Below are 21,512 nucleotides of genomic sequence, written 5' to 3'. Positions count from 1 at the left end.
GATGCCCTTCCCTGCCGTGCGGACTCGGCGGACGGCCCTGACCGCCCAGCTCGATCATGACGTTCGGCTGTTCAAGGACACCTCTGCCACCGACTGGCGCAGTTTCACCGTGCGGCGCTGGTTGGCGGACCGTGGGCGCTCGATGGCGTCCGGCTCGGTCAGGCGCAGCCGGACCCTGCGGGCCGAGAATCTGTACTTCGCTCTGGCAACCAACCGCACGATCGGAGCCGATAGCTACCCACGCCAGCTCACCTGACTCCCCACCAATTGAGCTGGTGTCCCGAGGCCCCACTACGCCGCCGGGGGGCATGCGGGCGGCGAGCACGGCGTAAACGGCGACGAGGAGGCCACCGAGGAGAGCGGCACCGCCAGTGAGCCGGGCTAGTAGCCTGCCCCGCACTCAAACCACCTCCAACGCCTGTAACGACTGTTAGTTGCCGTGCAACGACATCGTTGCCTGTCATTGTGACTGCAGAAGAAGATCAGCTGGATCGGTCGAAGGGCTGGTCGGCGGGCCGCGCCGCTCGGGAGCAGAAGCTGCTGGCCGAGATTCGGCGGATCCACACCAATGCGTAGCCGACGGTTCGATTTCGTCAGACGGCTCCATAGGGGAGGGACCGGGTCACGGGCCTGATCGCCGATCGTGACCCGGGCCCTTCTTCATACCGTCGCACGGTCAAGCAGCCGATCTCAGGGCCCGGCGCTCACTACACCGCTCTCGTTGACGGTGAACTGCCCGTTCGGGGCGCCGTTGAAGGTACGACCGGTCATCGACCTGACCGCCGCACGAGTGCGCCGTAGAAAGATTCTCAACGGGCTGATCAACGAATACTCCCAGGTGGCGTAGCTCTGACCGACTTTTCGAGCGGTACAGGCCCGCCGGTAGTCGTAGCTGTCCGGGTCGACCGGCGTCCCCTCCGAGTGCACCCGGCCGTAGGACTCGAGGGTGAGGGTGAGGAACATCGACGGCCGGAACACCTGCCCGCCGTGGCCCTCACAGGTGCGTCCGATGGTGCGGTTGTCGCCAGGGAGGCAGGGCAGCTCCGGGGCGTCCTGCCGGCGCTTGGTGGACCGCACCCGGCGCTTCCCATCGCCGTCCTCCTGCTCGTCGCTGGCGTGCCGGGGAGCAGGCCGGCCCCGGAGCCCTTCGGTGGTGATCTGCTTTTCGAGCTCCGCGATCGCGTCGGCCAAGTACCCGCCTGATCCCACTGCGACGCCCGAGCCGCCTCGTCGCGGGCGAACTCGAGATGAGCGCGGGCGACGATCAGGCCGCGTTGCGCGTCGGCGCGGGTTGCGGGCCGGGGTCGGGTTCGTCGTCGCGGTGCCATCTCTCACGGTCTGCTGCTGCCGCAGCTGGCGAGCCCGCTTGGCGCAGGCCGGGCACTTGGCGTCCTAGGTGGCGCCGCAGGGCATGTCGATGACCTCGGTCCGGCCGGAGTCGAGATTAGTGCGGCGGAGGGTGACGGGGCGGGCGCAGACGCCGAAATCGGCGACGACGTCGACGGAGCGGGGCATGAGCATCCGGGCGGCCCGGGATTTGCCGGGGCTCCACCGGGGTGGTGGTGTCGAGGCCGAGCAGCGTGGGGTCGTGGTCACCGGGTGACCTGCCTTGCGGCCGTGGTGGCAGCATCCGTGCTGTGGAGGAGGGGCCTTTCGTCAACGATGTCCGTCGTGAGTCGACCACGACGAAGCTGGATACTCCCTCCATGAGTCCGTTTCCGAGTGTGGTGGGGCGGCGGGCGAACGATCGTGGCGCGTACGGTGTGGGCCGACTCGAAGGAGATTCGGATGGCCGTCCGACCGCGGCGCAAGCCCAACAGGGTGCGCTTCTTCGCCATGTTCGTCGGGCTGATCGTCGTCGGCTTCGGCGTGGTCTACGGGCTTCACTTTGTGGCGAACCCGTGGGCTCTGGCGCTGCCGGGCAGGCCGGCGCTGACCGGCTACTGGCAGGGAGTGGTGCCGTACGGCCCCGGCGACGACCGGCGGGTCGTGCTGCACTTGGCCGACGACGAGCCCAGCGCGACCGACCGCTGCGGCGACTGCCCGGATCTCCGGGGCGGCGTCAAGGTCTGTCAGGCGGGGCGGGTCGAGACCTACGAGATCTTGGGGGACCCGCTCAACTACCGCGGCACCCGCTTCTCGCTGCACACGCGCTCGGACGACGAGGGGCCGGGCCTGCGCCTGAACGAACTCGACGGCGACTGGGACGGCGACCTGCTCCGGATCCGGACGTCGTTCACCACGCTCGCCGCCGATGGCACGGTCGCCGCCGGATCCGGTTCACCGACGGCTTCGTTCGACATGACCCGGGCCGACGAGGCCGACTTCGACGACCCTTCGTGCCGGTGACGGCGAGTCCACAGCGCCTCTTGCTCCTGTGAGCTGTGTCGGTCCCTAACCGGACGCAGCGCATGGCGGGGCGCCGGCGGGTGAACCGCCCCGGATCTTGTAGAGACTTCCCCGCTTGGGAAGGATCGAGAGATGGCAGGAACGAAGCCGTATCCGCAGGAGCTGCGTGAGCGGGCGGTGCGGATGGTCGCGGAGGTACGGCCGAACTACGAGTCGGACTGGGCGGCCATCACCGCGGTGGCGGCCCGGCTGGGAATCGGCACGGCCGAGACGTTGCGTAAGTGGGTTCGTCAGGCGCAGGTCGACGACGGCCAGCGGCCCGGGGTCACGTCGGAGGAGTCGGCGGAGCTGAAGCGGCTGCGGCGGGAGAACGCCGAGCTGCGTCGGGCGAATGAGATCTTGAAGGCCGCGTCGGCTTTCTTCGCGGCCGAGCTCGACCGGCCTACGACACGCTCGTGAAATTCGTCGGCGAGCATCGGGACCGCTTCGGCGGAGTCGAGCCGATCTGTCACGTGCTGCGCCAGCACGGGCTGCAGATCACCCCGAGCGGCTACTGGGCGGCCAAGAAGCGTCCGCCGTCGAAGCGGCAGGTGCGTGATGCGCAGCTGACAGACCTGGTCCCCGCCATCCACTCGGCGAACTACGGCGTCTACGGAGCCCGCAAGATCTGGCACGAGCTGCGCCGACAAGGGCATCCGACGGCCCGGTGCACGGTCGAGCGGTTGATGCGCGACGCCGGCCTGACCAGCGTCGTGCGGGGCAAGAAGATCCGCACCACCACAGCCGACCCTGGGCATGAACGCGCCGCCGACCGGCTCAACCGGGACTTCACCGCCGCCCGGCCGAATCGGTGCTGGGTCGCGGACTTCACCCACGTCGCCGCCTGGTCCGGCGTCGTCTGCGTCGCGTTCGTCGTCGACGTCTACTCCAGGGCGATCGTGGGTTGGTCCGCGGCGACGAACAAACGGACCCCGCTGGTTCTGGCCGCCCTGGACATGGGGTTGTGGCGCCGAGACCGCGCCGGACAGCCGGTCGGGGCGGGCCTGGTGCACCACAGCGACGCGGGCAGCCAGGGCGGAATCAACCGGTCGTCGCAACACCTTGTCAGAGGGGTGCAGCGATGGCTTACGGGCCGCGGCAGAAGCGGGTGCGGGAGTATCGGGGTCAGATTCCTTCGCCGGGACGGCCGACGGTGGCGTGGCGTGAGGACCGGGTCAAGTTTTGGGCTGCGATCAGTCGCGGTGTGATGACCGAGGATGCGGCCGCGGCGGCTGGTGTGTCGTCGCCGGTGGGGTTCCGGTGGTTCCGGCACGCTGGCGGTGTGAATCCTGCGTTGCCGCCAACGGTGTCGGGCCGCTATCGGTCGTTCAGCGAACGTGAAGACATCGCTTTGTCGCGGGCGCAGGGCATGGGCGTTCGTGAGATCGCACGCCAGCTCGGCCGGGACCCGTCGACGATCTCGCGGGAGTTGCGGCGTAACGCCTCGACCAGGACGTACCGGTTGGACTACAAGGCCTCGACTGCGCAGTGGCATGCTGAGCGTCGAGCCCGTATGCCGAAGACCGCGAAGCTGCTGGCCAATGAGCGGCTCCGAGAGTACGTCCAGCAACGACTTGCGGGTGCGATCCGGACAGCGGCCGGCCGGCCGGTTGCGGGGCCGCAGGGCCCGCAGTGGAAGGGCCGGAACAAGCCTCACCGGGGCGATCGGGCATGGACTACCGGGTGGAGCCCGGAGCAGATCTCCCGCGGGCTCCGGGCCGAGTTCCCGGAGGATGAGTCCATGCGCGTCAGCCACGAGGCGATCTACCAGGCGCTCTATGTCCAGAGCCGCGGCGCCCTCAAGCGCGAACTCGTCACCTGCTTGCGGACCGGTCGGGCGCTTCGTGTTCCTCGAGCACGTGCGAAGCAACGCGCGTGGGCGCACGTCACGAGCGGCACGCTGATCAGTGAACGGCCCGCTGAAGTCGCGGACCGTGCCGTCCCCGGGCACTGGGAAGGGGATCTGATCATCGGGTTGCAGCGCTCCGCGATCGGGACACCGATCGAGCGGACGACGAGGTTCACGATGCTGATCCACCTGCCTCGTGAGGCCGGCTGGGGTGTGATCCCGCGGACGAAGAACGGCCCAGCTCTCGCCGGATACGGGGCGATCACGATGAGCAAAGCCCTCGCCGACACGATCACCAAACTGCCCGAGCAACTGCGCAGGTCACTCACGTGGGACCGCGGCAAGGAACTGTCTGCGCACGCACGCTTCACGGTCGAGACCGGCGTGCCGGTGTTTTTCGCCGACCCGCACAGCCCTTGGCAACGCGGCACCAACGAGAACACCAACGGCCTTCTGCGGCAGTACTTCCCGAAAGGCACCGACCTCTCCCGATGGAGCGCCGACGAGATCGACGCCGTCGCCCACGCGCTCAACAGCCGGCCCCGGAAAACTCTCGGCTGGAAGACACCAGCCGAAGCCCTCGACGAACACCTACGATCGCTCCAACAACCCAGTGTTGCGACGACCGGTTGAATCCGCCCAGTACACGTCGTTCCGGTTCACCACCCACCTGCTCGACGCCGGTATCGACGCCTCCATCGGCAGCGTCGGCGACGCCCTGGACAACGCGTTGATGGAGTCCACCATCGGCCTCTACAAGACCGAGCTGATCAAGCCCCGAGGTCCGTGGCGCAGTCTCGCCCAGGTCGAACTGGCCACCGCCGAGTGGGTCGACTGGTACAACAACCAGCGCCTGCACTCCGCCATCGGGCATCTCCCGCCCACCGAATACGAATCGATGTTCTACGCTCAACCCCAGCCCCGCGAGGTGGTTGGAGCCAACAGCTGAGGTCTCCACAGAACCCGGGGCGGTTCATGGTCCACGCTGTCGACGGCGATGTTGCCCGGGCTGGACTTCATCGTTGACCACAGGTCCTCGACGGCCCAGATCTTTCACGATCTTGGAGTGTCGGTGAGATATCGATGGTTGCCGCTTGGTTCGTGGTGGTTTCGGTGTTCGGGCCTGGTGACGGCCCGGCTGGTGGCCGGGTTCGGCCCTGGTATCCCCTTCGCGGGCCGGGTGGGCGGGGCCTCTCGTCTGGTCCGGGCGGGTGGGATTGCCGTTACGGCGGGGTGACCATGGCGTGGATCTTGTTCCAGGCGAGGATGAGGTCGGTCTGGTGCGGGTGGGTGTCGTCGAGGCGGATCAGCCGTTTACGGGCGCGGCGCACGAGGCGGGCTGGCGCGTTGAGTAGCACTCGGCGCAGGGTGGCCGGGCTGGCTTAGCGCAGCCCGGACTGTTCGGCCAGCAGCCGCAGCAACGGGGCGCCGACCGCACCGATCAGCCCGGACGCCCCGGTGGTCAGCGTCAGTCCGCGGGCCCAGGCGTTGGCGCGTTGTTCGATGCGTCGCTTACGCCGCAATCGTTTGGCACGCGCAGCCTTCATACGCAACCTGGCCGATGTCGTACGCTTCACCTGGCAGGTGCCGCCCTTCTGGAAGATTCTCGATCTAGGCAACCCAGATCATTCCAGCTAGGACGGCACCTCCTTCACGTCAGGGCCGGCAATCAGCCATCACGCCATCGAGCCCATGAATTCGTGAGGCTGGATGTCGGCGAGCCGTCCGGTTCTGCTAACAGAGCGGACGCCCTTTCGCGTCGCCCGACGTGGTCGTCTTACCAGCTCGCCAGACCTTCTTCCGCGCTCCGACACCCGAGGCTCGGATGCGCCGCGTCAGCCCATGTGCTGGTCGTCAGACGTCACGAACGTCCGCAGATGGTCAACCGCCGCAGAGAGCGCGTCCTGCAGGGGGCCGATGTCCCCGGCGACCTGAGCGAGGAGCATGCCGCCTTGATACGCCGCGAGGAACATGTCGGCGAGCCGCGCGGGGTCGGCGGACGCGTCGATGCGGCCGAGCTGCCGCATGCGATCGAGCCCGACGCGGAAGATCTCGCGCCACTGCGCGAACACCTCCGCGAGCCGGTCGTGCACGTCGAGATCGGTCTTGACGATCTCGCTCGCGAGCGAGCCGAGGCTGCAGCCGTCCTCGAACGGACGCCCCGAGAGGACGTAGAAGTCCGTCCAGTCCTGGAACGCCTCGACGGTGTCGAAGCTGGCAAACCGTTCGCTGCGATGGAAGCCGAGGACGCTGTCCGCATGCCAGTCGATGACCGCCAGGACGAGGCTCTCCTTGGTGGGGAAGTAGTGACTCAGCTGCGATCCACTCACGCCTGCAGCGCGGCGGACGAGCTCGTTGTTGGTTGCGTGGACCCCTTTGCCGTAGATCAACGCGGCCGCATGCTCCAGTATTCGCTCGCGCGTGGCCTGGCCCTTGGGAGTGAGCTTCTGGGCTGCATCCGCCCCGTTGTTCACCTGCATGTCATCAACATAACACAACTGGGCTTGACAACCCATTTTCGATGGTGTTCACTCAAGCGAGTGGACGAGATCGTCCAGTAACGTCACGCGGGGTTCATGATCATGTCTCGCCTGACCGCTCCCGCGCCCGCCGACATCCCCGCTGTTCACCTGCATGTCATCAACATAACACAACTGGGCTTGACAACCCATTTTCGATGGTGTTCACTCAAGCGAGTGGACGAAATAGTCCAGTAACGTCACGAGGAGGTTCATCACCATGTCTCGCCTGACCGCTCCCGCGCGCGCCGACATCGACGCGAAGACGCAGGGCGCCCTCGACGCCATCGCGAAGCAGTTCGGCTTCGCGCCCAGCATGTTCACCACGCTCGCCGCGAACCCGACCGTGCTCGAGATCGTGATGGGCCTGCAGGGCAGCATCGCGAAGCTCCTGGACGCGAAGACGCGCCACACGATCGCCCTCGCGGTCTCTCAGTCGAACGGCTGCCACTACTGCCAGGCACTCCACGGTTTCATCTCGTCGAACCTCGGCGGTATGTCGGCGGAGGAGATTGAGCTCGCCCGCACGGGCACGTCCAGCGACCCGAAGCGCGCCGCCGTCGCGAAGTTCGCGCAGCACGTGATCGAGACGCGTGGCCAGGTCAGCGACGAGGACCTCGCAGCGATCCGCGAGGTCGGGTATATCGACCCGGAGATCCAGGCGATCGTCACGATCGTGGTCGTCACCCTGCTCACGAACTACCTCAACAACGTCAGCGACACCGTCGTCGACGTCCCCGGCGCCGACCACCAGTCGGCCTGACTTTCCTCTCCACTCGCCGTTCAAACGAAAGAAAGCACGATGTTGAATCTCGACAAGCTGATCACGAAGCACCTCACCCGCTACTTCGACCCGAGCAAGAGGATCCCGGAGGAGACGTTCCAGCAGCTGCTGCGTTACCTGCGCACCTCGCCGACGACGATCAACATCCAGCCGAACCGTTTCCTCGTGCTGGAGACGCAGGATGGCAAGGACAAGCTCGCGGACGCACTGGTCGGCCGCTTCGCGGACAACGCGGAGAAGGTGCGCAACGCGTCGCACGCCATCGTCTTCACGACGCGCAAGGACATCCCCGACACGCACCTGAAGGAGATCTTCGAGAAGGAGCGCGCCGACGGGCGCTTCGCCGACCCGGAGATCCAGAAGGGATGGGAGGCGGGCGCCTCCAACTTCGTGGAGATCCAGAGGGAGAACTATGGCGGGGACGTGCTCCACTGGCTTGAGAAGAACACCTACCTCGTCGTCGGCGCCACGATGATGGCCGCCGCATCCCTCGGGGTGGACGCGACGCCGCTCGAGGGCTTCGACCGCACGACCGTGGACGCGGCCTTCGACCTGACCGACACCGACTACACGACCACGCTGCTTATGGTGCTCGGCTACCCCGACGAGGCTCGGGTCTCCCGCCAGCCGGTCTCGCGGTTCGACGCGGAGAAGATCTTCATGCACATGTGACGGACGGGGCGGACATCGGACCGCGGTGCCGGCCCCGTTCACTTCGACTCGGTTGCCCGGCGTCCGCACCTCCTCGACGCACGTCGGGCAATCGACCCCATAAGGACTTCGAGGAGGTCAAGATGCAGATTGATAAGGCAGTGCAGGATCGAGCCGCGGCCCGCGCCGCCGAGCTTCCCGGCTCCGAGCACACACACCAGTTCACCGGCGACTGGGAGGTATGGAAAGTCGGCGGCAAGGTGTTCATGCTGCAGACGTCCATGCCCGGCGAGCCCGTCGTGATCCTGAAAGCGGATCCATCCGACGCGGAGGCGCTCCGCGCAGCTCACGCGAGCATCTCGCCCGGCTACCACATGAACAAGAAGCACTGGATCACGGTGCGGGCGGGTGCGGACGTCGAGCCCGCGCTTGTCGACAATCTCGTGACCGAGTCGTACCTCCTCGTCGTCGCCGGCCTGCCGAAGCAGAGCCGTCCCGTCAATCCCGCTTCGTTCCGCGTCCCGCCCTCCGCCGACTGATCACGCTGACGCCGACCGCGCACAGAGCGCTGTTGCCCCTCATCCGAGCAGCGCCCGCACCGGCGCATGGCGCCCTTACGTGGCCGGCCGCAACGACGAGGACCTCACCGCCGGCGTCCTCATCGAGGCACACGTCCTCGACGCGGCTGCTGGAGCATCCGCCCACGTGGCACGTCGGCCGCACCGATGTCGGCAGGTTCGGGGGAATGGACGATGGACTCCGCGTCCCCTGCCCCGGTGCCGGCGCCGGTGACCACGATTGCCTGGCGGCTGGCGCACATCATCGTCTCCTGCCTGGGCTATCGGGTCGGATGGCACTTCGGCGGCCAGGACGTCGACTCCCAGACATTCGCCTACGCGGGGACCGCTGACGAGGCGCTAAAACAGCTCGATGAGATGTATGGGAGATGGAACGCGGGGGTCCGCGAGCTCTCGGACGCTGACCTGGAGAATCCGCCCACGGTGGGTCCCGAGCGGTTTCCCATGGAGGACATCGTCCTGCACGTCAACAGGGAGCTGATCCATCACGGCACCGAGATTTCCCTGCTGCGCGACCTCTACCACTGGCAGGATTGATCGAGGCTCTCGCCGAGCTTCCGCAGGGCTTCCCGCGTGGCCTTGGACGAGACCTGGCTGTAGATCTCCATCGTGATCGAGAAGTCGGCGTGTCTCAGGATCGCCATCGCGATCCGCGGATGCACGTCCAGGTCGACCAGGAGCGAACCGCAGGTGCGTCGGGCGTCGTGGACCGTGATCTTCGGGACGCCGGCGTTGGCGATCCGGCTGTCGTAGGAGCGGTTGAAGTTCCGCGGCTCGACCGGCAGCCCGTAGCGGGTCGTGAAGACCATGCCGGTGTCGTGCCACGCCTCGCCGGCCTTCTCTCGGGTCACCTCCTGTTGGCGGTAGCGGCGCCGTAGCGCGGTGACGCAGATGGCCGGCAGCGGTAGGGGAGCGTCGGACTCCTCGGTCTTGGTGGCCTGGTGCAGGAGCCGGCCGCGTACCCGCTGGAGCTGCTTGTCGATGACCAGGCTGATGTCGTGGTGGTACCGGCAGTGTTCGCAGAATTCCTCGCGGTGCGGGGCGCAGGGCTTGTCCCAGTCGTTCCACTCGATGTGGTCCCAGGTCAGACCGAGGACTTCACCCTTACGTAGGCCGAGCACGAGGACCAGGACGTAGGCGGCGTAGAGGTAGTCGTCGCCGTCGCGGGACGATTCCAGGAGCGCGCGGGCTTCCTCGCTGCTCCATGACCTCCCCTTGCGGGCTCGGATGGGCGGGAGCTTCACGAGCGCCGCCACGTTCTTGACGACCAGCTCCTCCACCACGGCCTGAGAGAGCGCCGAGCGGAGAACAGCGCGGATGCCCTTCACGGTTCGAGCGGAGTGAACGTCTTGGCAGCCGCAACGTCGGAGAGCAAATTGTGCAGCCGCGGCAAGCATCCCCAGGCTCAAGGCGATGGCGGCGTATGGATGGGCGGGCTGGTCGAGGTAGATGTAGCGTTTCGCGTTCACAGAGGCGTAGACGCCGATGGCTGCAGGGACCGGCGCCGCGAGCACAAGGCCGAACGCAACGCTGCCACGGACAGCCGACGGCATGGCCGGCACTATGCCAGGCAACACCAGCCGAGACAACGAGCACCGGCACTCCGCCCCGAACACCGCCCTCCGCTGCATCGCGTGGTCACGAGCTGGGTCGAAGAGGGAGAAACGGGGAGCCGTCGACCTCTGAGGCGAGCACGGCCGGGTCGCGGGGCTGCATCCACCTGCTGTGCGGCGGCTAGGGGTTCGGTGGGCCGAGGTAGGGGAACTGCCACGTGAGGTCGTCGTGCGGCTTGAGGCCTGTCGGGGAGAGCTTGCCGTGGGTCAACCAGGTAAAGCGGTAGCTGAAGACGTCGTCGATGAGCTTGCGGCCGTTGGGGTAGGAGACTGGCTTGGTGCGGTCGTAGCGGAGGATGTCGGGCAGGAACTGCATGGCGGCCTCCTTGGCCTCCTCGGGTGAGTAGCCGCCTTTCTCCAGCATCTGGGACCACGGGCTCAGGTAGTTGGCCACGTCGTCGACGGGCTGCCGGGAGTTGTACAGGTTCTTCTCGCCGTCGGGGTTGATGAACGGGTTGATGACCGGGTTTCCGCCGCGGTCCATCTGCTCCAGCATGCCGTCATGGCGCCGGCTGATCGAGGCCCATACTCCGATGACCGGGCCGGGGCCGAGCAGGTCGGTGGGCACCTCTAGGGCGATCGAGTCGACGTTGTTGCCGGCGAAGTCGTCGTGCCCGGTCCATTTCATTCCGTGTAGGGCGCCCTCAACATCGGCGAAGAACGGATCGCTGCGCAGCCCGGCGAACAGCCGGATCTGCCCTGGCTCAGCGACCATGACCGGCCGGGCCGTGCCGTCGAAGCTGACCGGGAAGGACTCGGCGAGCACCTGGCCGGCCGGCTCGGGCTGGCGGGCCTCGGGGCCGGTGGCGTACCAGGCGGTCGCGGTCTGGCTGCTGTTCTGGTACTCGGAGAAGGTGAATGTGAACGCGATGTCGGCGTGCGCGTCGCCGTCAGTGTCGATGTTGATCCGGTAGACCGCTCCGGGGTAGAACTCCGGCCCGGTGGTAGGCGCCGGTATCGGGGGCGGGGCACTGGTAGGGTTGGAGGCGATGATCAGCACCGTCTTGCCGGGGTCCTGCGGTGAGGTGAAGACGTACACCTCGGTGAGGTCGAGGCGACGGTCGTCGCCAGGGAACTTGAAGTTGTCGGCGCTGAAGTGGTTCGACATGCAGACTCCTTTGAAGGCTCGGCGTCTGAAAGACCGAGCCGGGCCTTCCGGCATGGGTAGGCCGGCGAACGATGAGCTCGTGACGACGTGCAGCCTGGCGGGCGCCGCAGTAGCTAATTCCGCAACGTCCGCCCTCAGGCTGACGCTGCCACAACGCCGGTGGAATGGCGCTGGACTGAAGCTGGCGATCACCCGATCGGGTGCTGGCCAACGAGGAGTACGACCGCATCGTGGAGGCGGCCCTTGTCAGGCTCCACGGCGCAGGAGATCTGGACGCGACGCCCCGCAAGTCATCGCGCACCGCGTCGGCGTCCCACACCGCCTCACCCAACAGTCGCTGCATCACATGCGGTGAAACGTCTCCGGCCTGCTCCGCCAACTGCCAACACGACCGCGTGTCCACATCTGACAGCAGGCCGAGCAGGAATCCGCGCGCCTGCCGGCGCGGCTCCACCCGCCCGAACCGGCCCGCGATCCACGCGAACCCGGTGTCGAACTCCGCCAACCATCCCTCGACGTCTACGCTGTGCCCAGCGGCCGCCGCACGATCTTCACTTGTCCTCACAAACAGTGCATGATCAACCGGCGGCCGTCTCCCTACCCGCAGACACGCCGACCAGCCCGGACCGAGCTGAACTCATCGCCGGCCACCTACATAACGAACCCGGGCTGGAGTACTCGTACTCCAGCCGCACTTCGCGGAGTCGTTGTCTTCGCTGGTAGTGGCTTGTTTTGGCTCGGAACTGGTGGCGGCGTCGCCACCATGACCATCGATTGATGTGGTCGCGGGTTCGTCTGTGGGTGATCAGGTGTGCCAGGAGACGTCGAGTCTCGGCGAGGCTGAGGGGGACGAGTCCGGCCCGGTCGGCGCTGCCCCCTTTTGCGCTTGGGTGGCGGTGACGGTGAGGAAGGCGTGGGCGCACATAGCGAGGGTTATGTGGCGGTACCACGCGTCGTAGCGGCGCACCTGGTAATCGTCCAGGCCGACCTGTCCCTTGGCGGTCTGGAAGCACTCCTCGATCGCCCACCGGGCGCCGGCCACGCGGATGAGTTCCTCATCGCTGGTCTCCGCCGGTCCGTAGCACAGGTAGTAGGCGAGCTCGGTCGGGTCGGTGATCGACCGGCGCGAGCAGCCAGCGGGTGCATCCGTGCTCGGCGGTGCCAGTGTCGGGCAGGGTGGCCACGGCCCAGTCGAACAGACGCGGTCCCTTGGCGCCGGCGCCGCAACTGCGCCGCTTCCAGGCCAGGGCAGGGGCCGCGGCGGCCAGTTCATCGGCGCGGGCGCTGCCGCCGTCGGTCGGGATCTTCTGGTTGCAGGCCACGGCCAGGACGTAGCCCATGCGTCGGCTCTGCAGCCACAGCCGAAACTTGCTGTCCTTGCCGTAGGCCTCGTCGGCGGTCACCCACCGCGCCGGCAGCCCTGCGTCCAGTGCGCGGCGCAGCATCTGCAACCCCAGCGCCGGCTTGGTCGCGAACCGCACCTTCGCCGGTACCGCGGCCTCGGTCCGCCGGGCGTCATCGCCGCACCAGCCTTGCGGCAGATACAGCTCCCGGTCGACCAAGGTGCGCCCGTGCACGGACGCATACGCCAGGAACACCCCGAGCTGGCAGTTCTCGGTCCGGCCCGCCGTCCCGGAGTATTGACGTTGGACACCGGCGGACTTGGTTCCCTTCTTCAGGAACCCCGTCTCATCGATGATCAGAACGGCGTTGGCGTCACCGAAGTGCTCTACAACGTAGTCGCGCAGGTCATCGCGGACCGCGTCGGCGTCCCACGCCGTCCCGTTGAGCAGGCGTTGCATACCGTCAGGTGTGTTCTCCCCGGCCGCCTCGGCCAATCCAGCCGTTCTTGCCTGCCAGCGGCGACAACAGGCCCAGCACGTAGGCCCGGGCCCGCCGGCGTGGCGCCACCCGCCGAAACCGGCCAGCGATCCGCGCCATCAGGTCATCCAGACCTGTCGCCCACCCCGAAAGATCATCTACCGCCACGAGTGCGGAAGTCTCTGATGGACGATCGTGTACTCTGACGCCTGATCCGCATCTGCGGTCCTAGCTGCGTAAACGCGGCCAACGGAAGTGCGGCTGGAGTACTAAGAACTCGTATTCACGGCCACGTTGTCCGCCGCTCCGTCCTCAGCGATGCCGCCTCACGACCCGGTAGCGGTCACGATGGGTGGTGGCCGTAGGTATACGGGGCAGTATCCGCCACGTGCGGCGCGTATGCGCGCACCGCTGCGTCGAAGCGGTTCCGGCGGAACCGGCAGCCGCTGACCGGCAAGCCGCGCATACGCAGCGATACCGGCTCCACGCTCGGCCGGAACTCCTCGGGATCGTCGAAGTCTTCCGGGTTCAGCTCCCGCAGCTCACCCTGCACGATCCATACACGGCGGTCGTGTACTTCCAGCCAGAGCACCTTGTCCCACGACGTCATGTTCCTGTCGTCGCCGATGCCGGTGTCGTCCACCCGCAAGGTCACCTGCCGCTGCAGCAGCGGGATCGCGCCCACGACCGCGCCGAAGCCGAAGAACAGCACGCCCGGCACCATGACCCACGGCTGCCGCCACAGCCCGACCGAGCCGACGGCCGCCACCGCGCAGCCGAGGAAGAAGCCGCCCTGGGCACTGAAGGGATGCAGCCGGGTCACGTACGCCATCGCACCTCTCCGTCTCGGTCAGGACCGATGATCGCATGCGAAATCGGTGCCACGACGCGGAGCCGTCGCTGCGCGGAGGGTTCAGCAGGTCGAGTGGAAGAGCCTGCCGACCGGATGGGTCGTGGCCAGCTCATTGCAGAGCCGCACCGCCCTTCATCTCGGTGCCACGTCTCGCTCGTCGAGAATCGTGAGCGTTCGTGGATCGACCTGGAGTCGGAGTTGCACGCCTTGGGGCAGGACGACGACCGTGGCGCCGTGGAGGAGGAGCTCTTCGACGTCTTCTGGTCGAATGCCGGGGCTGTGACGGATGCCGGTCTCAGACCGATCCCACTCCCCGCCCCGCCGGATATCGCTTGAGATCTTTGCCCGCGGCCAGACCGTCAACCTGAATACGGCCCCACGAGATCGCCAGAATCGTCGGAGACCGTTGCGTGTTGTCGGCCAACTTGCTGTTCCCTAGCGCGGCAGCTCAACAGGTTCTGGCGCTTCGGCGGAACACCCAAACCTACTCTCCTGCCGCGATCAGCGCGCTGAGGTGTCGCATATCAGTTGGCGGACATGTGTCGCGTATCAGTCGACGGAGGACAACGGCTGTCGCCGTCGTGTCGGGTCTCAGGACGTCCGTGACAGATCGGTCTCAGGACGTGGGTGACACATCCGGCTAGACGATCTTGTTCTTCCCTTGCTGTTCAGTCTGCCTCTTGGAGGCCCCGCGCGAGGGTGTGGATGGTGTCGTAGAACTTGGTCTTTGGCCAGGGCGGTGTCTCCGGGGCGCCTTTCCAGGTGAGGTGGATGATTGCCCAGCGTTCGGGAAGCTGGACGAGGATGTCGTCCGACGCCTCGGACCTGGCAACGATGCTGGTGGGCTGGCCGTGCAGTGGGTGGCCAGGTGCCACCTCGATGAGAAGTTCGGTGTGCAGGGCTTGGCGTTGTTGTCGTTCGACGGGATCGTCTGCGCGTAGGTCCCACCACGGGTCGGCGAAGGCGGGTTGCTTGTCCACGGCCTCATCCTTGCGCAGCTCGTGGCGGTTCGGGCTTGCGGACCTTGAAGCGGGTGATGTCCTTGCCGGTCGTGCGGGGGACCTCGGTGAGGAGTTGGTCGCCGTCGTGGACGCGGAAGGTGGTGTCGCCGGCTTCGACGATGAGTGTTCGGCCGGCGTGGATGTTGCCGACGTGGATGCGTTGGCCGGCGATGACGAGGGTTCCTCGGCAGCTGACGCGGCGTTCGACCCGCAGCGGTTCGGTTGCTGGGGTGGGTGGGGGTCCGGCGGGGCGGGCGTCGCGGATGCCGGCGATCTCGGCCGATGTCAGCGGGTTGGGCAGGTTGCGCAGGAGGACGCCGTCGGTGGTGATCTGCATGAGGCCGCGGTCGAGTCGGACGGTGACGCGTCTGCCGGCGAAGTGGTAGCCGACGGGGTGTTGCCGGCCGGCGAGGCTGATCAGGCCGGTGGCGTTGACGAGCCGTTCGACTTCGATCGGGGCGCCGGGCTGGACGGGGCCGGTGGTGATCGGTGGTGGGCCGGCTGGTTGGCCGTCGTCGTCGAGGAGCTGCCGCAGGTGACCGGGGGTGAGCCGGGACGGGACGGTCTTGAGCCGGACGCCGTCGACGAGCAGGTGAACGACGGTGGTGTCGGCCCAGAGGGTGACCGGCAGACCGGCGCGGGTGGGGCTGAGCCAGAACTGTTGCCCGCAGACGGTGAGGTTGCCCGAGGCGGGAACGCGGCGGGTGACCTCCACGGCCAGGCCGACGTCGTCGCTGGTAGTCACTGGTGCGGCTGCGATGGTGGCCGACGGGGCGGGTGACGGAGACACCGGCAGTGGCTTTCTGGGTGCGGGGATTGTGGTGGCCAGCGCCGGGGGCAGCCGCAGCGGCAGTTGCTCGTCGGTTGGCGGGGTGGTGAACCGGTCGGCCGGGAACGCCATGTCCAGGGACTGATGCGGCCGTTGGGTGTTGTATTCGTCCCGGAACTCGTCGATGGCGGCCTGGGCCTCTTCCGGGCTGGCCCAGACCTCGACCTCGTCGAGGAGTTCCCGTTGCAGGGTCTGGTGGAACCGTTCGACCTTGCCGGTGGTGGTCGGAGTGCGGGGTTTGGTGTTGCGGGACACGATGCCGTTCTCCCGGCAGATGCGTTCGAACATCACCTCGGCCGGCCGCGGCTGGTTGAACCGGCCGGTGAACTGCTTACCGTTGTCCGTCAGAACTTCCTCGGGGATCCCGAACCGCTGCAACGCTTCGGCGAAGGCCAGACACACGGCCCGGCCGGTGGCCCGGCGGACCACGGCAGCGATGACGCAAAACCGGGAGTGGTCGTCAACGCCGGTGACGACCTTCGCCTCACCACCATCAGCGAGGCGGATACCGCCGACGATGTCCAGCTGCCACAACTCCATCGGCCGGCTACGTTCCCAGCGTTTGTAGTCCTCCCGACGACGGCGGCGGGACGCCGGGTGGACCAGCCCGTGCCGGATCAGCACCCGATGCACCGGGACCCGCGACGGGACCGGACCCGGGCAGTCACGGCGGCCCAGCTCGAAGACCAGACGACGGGCACCCCAGCGAGGATGATTCCGGCGCAGCTCACAGATCAACGCCTCCACCTCCGGCAGCGTCTGCGCAGGCGAGGAACGTGGACGGCTGGACCGATCGGCCAGCCCTTCCAGACCCTCATCGGCATACCAGGCCAACCAGCGATGCACCGCCTGACGGGAGACTCCGAACCGTTCGGCGACGTCCGTGACCGTCGACCCGGCAAGCACGTCCTGGACGGCCCGATACCGCTGTTCCATCACGCTCATCTCCACCAACACTCAGCGGAGTGTCACGCAGGTCCTGATAACGATTCGTCACGCAGGTCCCGAGACCGGACACGGCTGTCGCCGTCGATCGGTGAGGACTTTCTGTACGTCTTCAGGGCGGCCCTTGACGGGCCGCACGCGCCGCCGCCTGGGCGCGCGTCCGACGCTCCGCTGTCGCTCCACGCCGGCCACGCAACACGCCCGGCGGCTGGCGCGGAGAGCGGGGAGCCCGGGGCCGCCGCAGTCGGGATAGCGGGCAGAGTGGTGGAGGTTCGTCGCCGGCAGCCGGCCGCGCCGCGCCTGAGCAGCGCGGCGCAGGGAAGGGCGCGCCGGGTCCGCGCGGCAAGCCCCAAGCATGGGGGCGGTGGCCGCGCGACGGCATGCCGGTCGTCCAGGAGCCGGCTCCGCAGCCGCTCAGGGTCAGGTCAACCGCTCACCTGGGAGGGGAGGGGCGGCCGCCGGTGGCCAGCTCCGACCCCGGGAGCCGGGCCCGTGCCGGGCGAGGTTGGGTCAACTGCGCCACTGTGGCGGTGCCCGCCGGGGGCGCGGTCCGTGACACGAGAGCCGACTCAGGCTGTTCCGGCAGCGCCCGTACGTGCGTCAAGGTCCGCTTGACGTGGCGGGCCGAGCGGTGGCCCGCTCTCCGAGACGGGCGGGTCGACGGTGACGGGATGGCAGTGATGCGCGCTCTGCGGAAGCAGAGCTGCGGTGCCTGTCATCGGGGCTCGTGGGGGATGCGGTGTCCTGATAAGTTCCGCCGGGTGAACGCCATCTCGCACGACTCACTGATCGCCTCCGCTCAAGCCGTGCTCAATCCGCGTACGGTGCCTGGCTACGGTGGGGCGACCCGCCGTATCGGCCAGGTTGGATCTACGCTGGTCACCGAAGCGGGCAACCTCTTCTCCGGCGTCTGCATCGACACAGGCTCAGGCACGGGGTTCTGCGCAGAGCACGCAGCTATCGCTGCCATGATCACGGCTGGCGAAAACAAGATCATCAAGATCGTCGCTGTCTGGCGCAATGATAAGGGCGTCCTGTGCGTACTGCCGCCATGCGGGCGTTGTCGGGAGTTTATCCGCCAGATGGACCCCGTCAATCTCGACACTGAAGTGTTGCTCAGCCGGACCAGCTCAGCCAGGCTACGAGACCTGCTCCCGCACACCGATTGGCCCAACCCGCTCGATTGACCTGATCAGCCGCCCGAGTGGCCAGGGCGGGTGCCCGATGCGTGCCCGACCAACTGGGTGACTATCTGGGTGACGATCACGACGGACGCTGGTGGACGAGGATGCACGGCGGGGGACCGTCATAGGAGATAGGACCAGGTAAACAGCAGGCCGAAGAGCCGTGTTGGTTGCCTGGGGGTCAAGGGGTCGTCGGTTCAAATCCGGCCGTCCCGACAAAGAAAAAGCCCTGACCAGCGGAAACGCTGGTCAGGGCTTTGACTTTCTTCTATGGAGATTTGAACCGGCGAATACGTAGCGCATTACAACCAACACAGGCCGCATCAGGGCCGTGGACAACGCCCACCCGACCGGGACACCCTTTCGGCGCCGGTTGGTGATCTGGGCGCCGTACGGGTGCGGCGCAGGAAGGTGGTGCATGGTCTCGTCAACGAGTACGAGCAGGGTCGCGTAGCCGAAACCGAATTCTCGAACGGCACAGGCTCACTGGCGGGTGGACTCTTCGGCGGTGGCGCGAAGGTTGGCTGACCAGCGGTCCTCGATACGCAGCAGCCGCCAGGCCGCGATCGCGATGATCCAAGTGAGCACGAACAAGGCGACGATGCCGTACCCGGCGTAGTTCAGGTCCACGTCGGCGATCGCGCGCAACGGCCCTGAAGTGATGCCCGTTTTGTCGGCCAGGATTGAGATGAGCTCAATGCCGCCGATGAGCAGTGCGACGGCGACGGACAGCCCGGTGATCGTGATGTTGTAGTAGACCTTGCGGACGGGCTTGGAGAACGCCCACTCGTAGGCGAAGTTCATGAATGACCCGTCGATGGTGTCCAGCAGGCTCATGCCGGCGGCGAACAGGATCGGCAGGGTGAGGATGGCGTACCAGGGCAGTTGGAACGCGGCGGCTCCGCCGGCGAGCACCAGCAGCGAGATCTCGGTGGCTGTGTCGAAGCCGAGTCCGAACAGCAGCCCGATCGGGTACATGTGCCAGGGCCTGCGGACGGCCTTGGTGGCGCTGTTGAGGATGCGGTTCATGAAGCCGCGCTTGTTGAGATGTTCCTCGAGTTCGGCTTCGTCGTAGTGCCCGGTCCGCATCCGCCGGAAGACCCGCAGGATGTTGACCAGGACGACCATGTTCAGCACGGCGATGATCATCAGGAAGACGCCGGAGACGGTGGTGCCGATCAGGCCGGTGGTCTGCTGCAGGCTGGAGGTCTCGTCCTCGACCTGTCCAGCCAGCGCTCGGACGCCGAACGACAGCAGCAGGCACAGCGCGAATACGACCGAGGAATGGCCGAGGGAGAACCAGAACCCGACCGAGGTGGGACGCTGCCCGTCGGCCATCAATTTGCGGGTGGTGTTGTCGATGGCGGCGATGTGGTCGGCGTCGAACGCGTGCCGCATCCCCAGGGTGTACGCGGTAACGCCGAGGCCGATCCCGAACACCTGGGAGCCGACGTGGTAGTGGCTCGGTGCGACGATCGCGGCCAGGGTGATCCAGCCGACGATGTGCAGGCCGGCGATGAACAGCCCCATCCCGGCCAGGCTGCGCTTCTCCGCTCCGGACAGGCTACGCCGCACCGCGTTTCGAGCCGGCGCGTCGACGGTTGAAGCCAATCTGCCCTCCACAGGTGCTCACCCGATCTTGGGCGCACATGATCGCCCGACTTGTTGCCAAATACTGGCAACAGAATAGGAGCTGCAGCATCGACCTGTCGAAGCGGTCGAGCAAACGGGCGACCAACCCCGCGCGACGACGGCAGGAGGCGACCGGCGCTGCCCCGTCGGAAAGTGCTCGCACCGGTAGTGAGGAAACTACAGACGAGGGTCGCCCTGGGCGTCGGCTGGGCCTCGGGCCTGTCATGGGGCTGTCGAACGCCGACCGACGACGACCAGCAGGAGGTGCGCCGGTCCCCGCCGGTCGCAGACCAACTAGGGAAGCCAGCCACCTGGCGGCTTGCCCCGATCGACCGGGGCGCGGCCTAATGTCGGCATGCAACCAGGCGACGAGGCGTCGATGACGATCGGCGAGATTGCCGGCAGGTTCGGGCTGGCCACCCACGTGTTGCGGCACTGGGAGTCAACCGGGCTGCTGGCGCCGGCCCGGGTCTTCGCCGGGCGCCGCCGCTACCGCTCGGCCGACCTGTACCGGGTCGCGACGATCCTGCGTGCGAAGGAGGCGGGACTGTCATTGGAGCAGATCCGGGAGCTCATCACGGCCGCCGTGCCGGCGCGGCGGCGGGAGATCCTGCTGCGTCACCGCGAGGACCTCGTCGCACGGATCGACGCGCTGCGGGACTCCCTGGCGTTCATCGACGGGGGCCTGGAGTGCGAGCACGAGGACTTCGCCGAGTGCCCGCACTACCAGGCGATGGTGCGCGCGCGGATCGGGCCGCAGGCCGCACCCCACGTACCGTCATGACGGCGGCGGACATGCGCGGGCGGCCTTGCCGCGATGGCTGGCCGACATGTTGCCCGGCCTGGCCCCAGCGTTTCCTCCACTGACTCGCTCAAAGAGCGCGACAGCCGCTGAAGCCTCGCGTTCGAGAGCGATCACGGTCGGCAGGCTGAGGCGACGAACATCGGGAAGGCCACGAAGAGCCGTCCGTTGCTCGCCCGGGACCGCTGGTCCCGGGCCCAGACGGCCCCCTGCTCGGCGGTCACGCTGCCCGCGGTGACCGCCCTTGCGGCGAACGCCTCGACCATGGGCAGGAATGCCGATTCGGTGAAGATGCCGGTGTGCGCTTCGACGGCGACGTCCTGGAAGCCGGCGTCGAGGAGCAGGTTCCGGTAGGCCCGGGCCACCTGCGGGTTCGGGAGGAAGTCGGCCTGGCTACGCACGACCGCTCTGGTGAGGTCAGGGTGGGACGAGTCGATCATCAGAGCGTCCCAGTCCTGTCCGACCAGCACGATCCGCCCGCCCGGGCTCAGCACACGGTGCGCCTCCGCCAGCGCCGCAGCGGGGTCCGGCACCACGTGCAGGACCTTGTCCGCCCGGTATCCCGACACCGCATGGTCGGGGAGCGGGAGAGACTCGGCAGAGCCCGTCCGGAACCCGGCCCCCGGCCAACGGCGCCGTGCCGTGGCAATCATGAGCTCGTCCGGGTCGACGCCGATCGCGGCGGCGCCGCGCTGGTCGAGCTCGGCCACGGCGCGGCCCGTGCCACAGCCCACGTCAACTACGGAGGCGCCGGGGGAGAGGTCCAGCAGGTCGTAGCTGCGGTCCCGTAGGCGCACCGCGCGCGCTTCGGTTTCCGCGACGTCGAGTCGAGCGATCAGCCCGGCAGTGGCATCCCTGACGGTCGTGTCTTCGGTCATGGACGACACCCTCCGACTTCAGGTCGACCTGAAGTCAAGTGGCCGTCCCACCGACGGATGACGTTCCGTCGGTAAGC

General features: G+C 67.4%; 22 protein-coding genes and 3 pseudogenes. 12 read left to right on the top strand and 13 right to left on the bottom strand.

Annotated elements, in window-relative coordinates; translation table 11 throughout:
* Position 1: 1 nt before the first annotated feature.
* Positions 2–256 (top strand): hypothetical protein, encoded by a 255-nt coding sequence (locus ACFYOS_RS21580; RefSeq protein ID WP_387144320.1) that lies wholly within the window; start codon positions 2–4, stop codon positions 254–256.
* Positions 257–690: 434 nt separating this feature from the next.
* On the opposite strand, the gene ACFYOS_RS21575 is transcribed toward ACFYOS_RS21580, so the two are convergent.
* Entirely contained in the window at positions 691–1,335 is a 645-nt protein-coding gene (locus ACFYOS_RS21575) for a hypothetical protein (protein ID WP_387144318.1), read from the bottom strand.
* A 57-nt stretch (positions 1,336–1,392) separates the two neighbouring features.
* The gene (locus tag ACFYOS_RS21570; RefSeq protein ID WP_387144315.1) at positions 1,393–1,596 is read right to left on the bottom strand and encodes a hypothetical protein; all 204 of its coding nucleotides are present in this window, start codon (positions 1,594–1,596) and stop codon (positions 1,393–1,395) included.
* A 192-nt stretch (positions 1,597–1,788) separates the two neighbouring features.
* On the opposite strand from ACFYOS_RS21570, the gene ACFYOS_RS21565 reads away from it, so the two are divergent.
* The 5 genes from ACFYOS_RS21565 to ACFYOS_RS21545 all read left to right on the top strand — a co-directional run bounded on the left by ACFYOS_RS21565 (position 1,789) and on the right by ACFYOS_RS21545 (position 5,186).
* The gene (locus tag ACFYOS_RS21565; RefSeq protein WP_387144312.1) at positions 1,789–2,349 is read left to right on the top strand and encodes a hypothetical protein; all 561 of its coding nucleotides are present in this window, start codon (positions 1,789–1,791) and stop codon (positions 2,347–2,349) included.
* A 132-nt stretch (positions 2,350–2,481) separates the two neighbouring features.
* Complete coding sequence (locus ACFYOS_RS21560) at positions 2,482–2,808, top strand: transposase (RefSeq protein ID WP_204030154.1); 327 nt, start codon at positions 2,482–2,484, stop codon at positions 2,806–2,808.
* Positions 2,805–3,596, top strand: coding sequence for an IS3 family transposase (locus ACFYOS_RS21555; protein WP_387144309.1), 792 nt, complete (start codon positions 2,805–2,807; stop codon positions 3,594–3,596). The genes ACFYOS_RS21560 and ACFYOS_RS21555 overlap by 4 nt, the downstream gene beginning before the upstream one ends.
* A gap of 86 nt (positions 3,597–3,682) precedes the next feature.
* A complete protein-coding gene (locus ACFYOS_RS21550) occupies positions 3,683–4,870 on the top strand; it encodes an IS30 family transposase (RefSeq protein ID WP_387144483.1) in 1,188 nt (395 codons plus the stop codon).
* A complete protein-coding gene (locus ACFYOS_RS21545; protein ID WP_387144306.1) occupies positions 4,854–5,186 on the top strand; it encodes an integrase core domain-containing protein in 333 nt (110 codons plus the stop codon). Before ACFYOS_RS21550 ends, ACFYOS_RS21545 begins: the two co-directional genes overlap by 17 nt.
* Before the next feature lie 274 nt (positions 5,187–5,460).
* Here ACFYOS_RS21545 and ACFYOS_RS21540 read toward each other — a convergent pair whose 3' ends face one another.
* The 3 genes from ACFYOS_RS21540 to ACFYOS_RS21530 form a co-directional block, all read right to left on the bottom strand.
* A complete protein-coding gene (locus ACFYOS_RS21540; RefSeq protein WP_281180984.1) occupies positions 5,461–5,595 on the bottom strand; it encodes a hypothetical protein in 135 nt (44 codons plus the stop codon).
* Between the two features lie 24 nt (positions 5,596–5,619).
* On the bottom strand, positions 5,620–5,784 hold the full coding sequence (locus ACFYOS_RS21535; protein WP_387144303.1) for a hypothetical protein: 165 nt from the start codon (positions 5,782–5,784) through the stop codon (positions 5,620–5,622).
* A gap of 288 nt (positions 5,785–6,072) precedes the next feature.
* Positions 6,073–6,717 (bottom strand): TetR/AcrR family transcriptional regulator, encoded by a 645-nt coding sequence (locus tag ACFYOS_RS21530; protein ID WP_387144300.1) that lies wholly within the window; start codon positions 6,715–6,717, stop codon positions 6,073–6,075.
* A gap of 259 nt (positions 6,718–6,976) precedes the next feature.
* Here ACFYOS_RS21530 and ACFYOS_RS21525 point away from each other — a divergent pair, with 259 nt between their 5' ends.
* The 4 genes and pseudogenes from ACFYOS_RS21525 to ACFYOS_RS21510 form a co-directional block, all read left to right on the top strand.
* Positions 6,977–7,519, top strand: a complete 543-nt coding sequence (locus ACFYOS_RS21525; protein ID WP_387144297.1) for a carboxymuconolactone decarboxylase family protein — start codon at positions 6,977–6,979, stop codon at positions 7,517–7,519.
* 39 nt (positions 7,520–7,558) lie between these two features.
* Positions 7,559–8,212: a nitroreductase family protein gene (locus ACFYOS_RS21520; RefSeq protein ID WP_387144294.1), complete on the top strand. Its 654-nt coding sequence runs from the start codon at positions 7,559–7,561 to the stop codon at positions 8,210–8,212.
* A 122-nt stretch (positions 8,213–8,334) separates the two neighbouring features.
* A complete protein-coding gene (locus ACFYOS_RS21515) occupies positions 8,335–8,730 on the top strand; it encodes an MmcQ/YjbR family DNA-binding protein (RefSeq protein ID WP_109802463.1) in 396 nt (131 codons plus the stop codon).
* A 135-nt stretch (positions 8,731–8,865) separates the two neighbouring features.
* A pseudogene (locus tag ACFYOS_RS21510) lies at positions 8,866–9,306 on the top strand (DinB family protein); the annotation flags it as partial.
* Here the strand turns inward: ACFYOS_RS21510 and ACFYOS_RS21505 are convergent.
* The 6 genes and pseudogenes from ACFYOS_RS21505 to ACFYOS_RS21480 form a co-directional block, all read right to left on the bottom strand.
* Positions 9,288–10,142, bottom strand: a pseudogene (locus ACFYOS_RS21505) (tyrosine-type recombinase/integrase); the annotation flags it as partial. The pseudogenes ACFYOS_RS21510 and ACFYOS_RS21505 overlap by 19 nt on opposite strands.
* Positions 10,143–10,503: 361 nt before the next feature.
* Positions 10,504–11,490: a DUF4331 family protein gene (locus tag ACFYOS_RS21500; protein WP_387144291.1), complete on the bottom strand. Its 987-nt coding sequence runs from the start codon at positions 11,488–11,490 to the stop codon at positions 10,504–10,506.
* A 651-nt stretch (positions 11,491–12,141) separates the two neighbouring features.
* Positions 12,142–13,431, bottom strand: a pseudogene (locus ACFYOS_RS21495) (IS701 family transposase).
* Positions 13,432–13,654: 223 nt separating this feature from the next.
* A complete protein-coding gene (locus ACFYOS_RS21490; protein WP_387144288.1) occupies positions 13,655–14,143 on the bottom strand; it encodes a hypothetical protein in 489 nt (162 codons plus the stop codon).
* Between the two features lie 689 nt (positions 14,144–14,832).
* Positions 14,833–15,144 carry a hypothetical protein gene (locus ACFYOS_RS21485; protein ID WP_387144285.1) on the bottom strand — a complete coding sequence of 104 codons (312 nt, stop codon included), beginning with the start codon at positions 15,142–15,144 and terminating at the stop codon, positions 14,833–14,835.
* Between the two features lie 4 nt (positions 15,145–15,148).
* Positions 15,149–16,939 (bottom strand): IS481 family transposase, encoded by a 1,791-nt coding sequence (locus ACFYOS_RS21480; protein ID WP_387144282.1) that lies wholly within the window; start codon positions 16,937–16,939, stop codon positions 15,149–15,151.
* A 761-nt stretch (positions 16,940–17,700) separates the two neighbouring features.
* Here ACFYOS_RS21480 and ACFYOS_RS21475 point away from each other — a divergent pair.
* Complete coding sequence (locus ACFYOS_RS21475; RefSeq protein WP_387144279.1) at positions 17,701–18,126, top strand: cytidine deaminase family protein; 426 nt, start codon at positions 17,701–17,703, stop codon at positions 18,124–18,126.
* Positions 18,127–18,606: 480 nt separating this feature from the next.
* Here the strand turns inward: ACFYOS_RS21475 and ACFYOS_RS21470 are convergent, their stop codons facing one another.
* The gene (locus ACFYOS_RS21470) at positions 18,607–19,746 is read right to left on the bottom strand and encodes a HoxN/HupN/NixA family nickel/cobalt transporter (protein ID WP_387144276.1); all 1,140 of its coding nucleotides are present in this window, start codon (positions 19,744–19,746) and stop codon (positions 18,607–18,609) included.
* A gap of 388 nt (positions 19,747–20,134) precedes the next feature.
* On the opposite strand from ACFYOS_RS21470, the gene ACFYOS_RS21465 reads away from it, so the two are divergent.
* Positions 20,135–20,539 (top strand): MerR family transcriptional regulator, encoded by a 405-nt coding sequence (locus ACFYOS_RS21465; RefSeq protein ID WP_387144273.1) that lies wholly within the window; start codon positions 20,135–20,137, stop codon positions 20,537–20,539.
* 131 nt (positions 20,540–20,670) lie between these two features.
* Here ACFYOS_RS21465 and ACFYOS_RS21460 read toward each other — a convergent pair whose 3' ends face one another.
* The gene (locus ACFYOS_RS21460) at positions 20,671–21,435 is read right to left on the bottom strand and encodes a methyltransferase domain-containing protein (protein ID WP_387144271.1); all 765 of its coding nucleotides are present in this window, start codon (positions 21,433–21,435) and stop codon (positions 20,671–20,673) included.
* Between the last annotated feature and the right edge of the window lie 77 nt (positions 21,436–21,512).

Source organism: Micromonospora sp. NPDC005806 (assembly GCF_042871425.1).
Taxonomy (GTDB): Bacteria; Actinomycetota; Actinomycetes; order Mycobacteriales; family Micromonosporaceae; genus Micromonospora.
The sequence above is the reverse complement of the archived record's forward strand: the minus strand, read 5'-3'. Positions and strand labels throughout refer to the sequence as shown.

What these genes read in the sequence shown, in the direction of transcription:
- ACFYOS_RS21580 (WP_387144320.1), top strand. Translation starts at nt 2, where the DNA reads ATGCCCTTCCCTGCCGTGCGGACTCGGCGGACGGCCCTGACCGCCCAG.
- ACFYOS_RS21565 (WP_387144312.1), top strand. Translation starts at nt 1,789, where the DNA reads ATGGCCGTCCGACCGCGGCGCAAGCCCAACAGGGTGCGCTTCTTCGCC.
- ACFYOS_RS21560 (WP_204030154.1), top strand. Translation starts at nt 2,482, where the DNA reads ATGGCAGGAACGAAGCCGTATCCGCAGGAGCTGCGTGAGCGGGCGGTG.
- ACFYOS_RS21535 (WP_387144303.1), bottom strand. Translation starts at nt 5,784, where the DNA reads ATGAAGGCTGCGCGTGCCAAACGATTGCGGCGTAAGCGACGCATCGAA.
- ACFYOS_RS21530 (WP_387144300.1), bottom strand. Translation starts at nt 6,717, where the DNA reads ATGCAGGTGAACAACGGGGCGGATGCAGCCCAGAAGCTCACTCCCAAG.
- ACFYOS_RS21525 (WP_387144297.1), top strand. Translation starts at nt 6,977, where the DNA reads ATGTCTCGCCTGACCGCTCCCGCGCGCGCCGACATCGACGCGAAGACG.
- ACFYOS_RS21520 (WP_387144294.1), top strand. Translation starts at nt 7,559, where the DNA reads ATGTTGAATCTCGACAAGCTGATCACGAAGCACCTCACCCGCTACTTC.
- ACFYOS_RS21515 (WP_109802463.1), top strand. Translation starts at nt 8,335, where the DNA reads ATGCAGATTGATAAGGCAGTGCAGGATCGAGCCGCGGCCCGCGCCGCC.
- ACFYOS_RS21500 (WP_387144291.1), bottom strand. Translation starts at nt 11,490, where the DNA reads ATGTCGAACCACTTCAGCGCCGACAACTTCAAGTTCCCTGGCGACGAC.
- ACFYOS_RS21490 (WP_387144288.1), bottom strand. Translation starts at nt 14,143, where the DNA reads ATGGCGTACGTGACCCGGCTGCATCCCTTCAGTGCCCAGGGCGGCTTC.
- ACFYOS_RS21480 (WP_387144282.1), bottom strand. Translation starts at nt 16,939, where the DNA reads ATGAGCGTGATGGAACAGCGGTATCGGGCCGTCCAGGACGTGCTTGCC.
- ACFYOS_RS21465 (WP_387144273.1), top strand. Translation starts at nt 20,135, where the DNA reads ATGACGATCGGCGAGATTGCCGGCAGGTTCGGGCTGGCCACCCACGTG.
- ACFYOS_RS21460 (WP_387144271.1), bottom strand. Translation starts at nt 21,435, where the DNA reads ATGACCGAAGACACGACCGTCAGGGATGCCACTGCCGGGCTGATCGCT.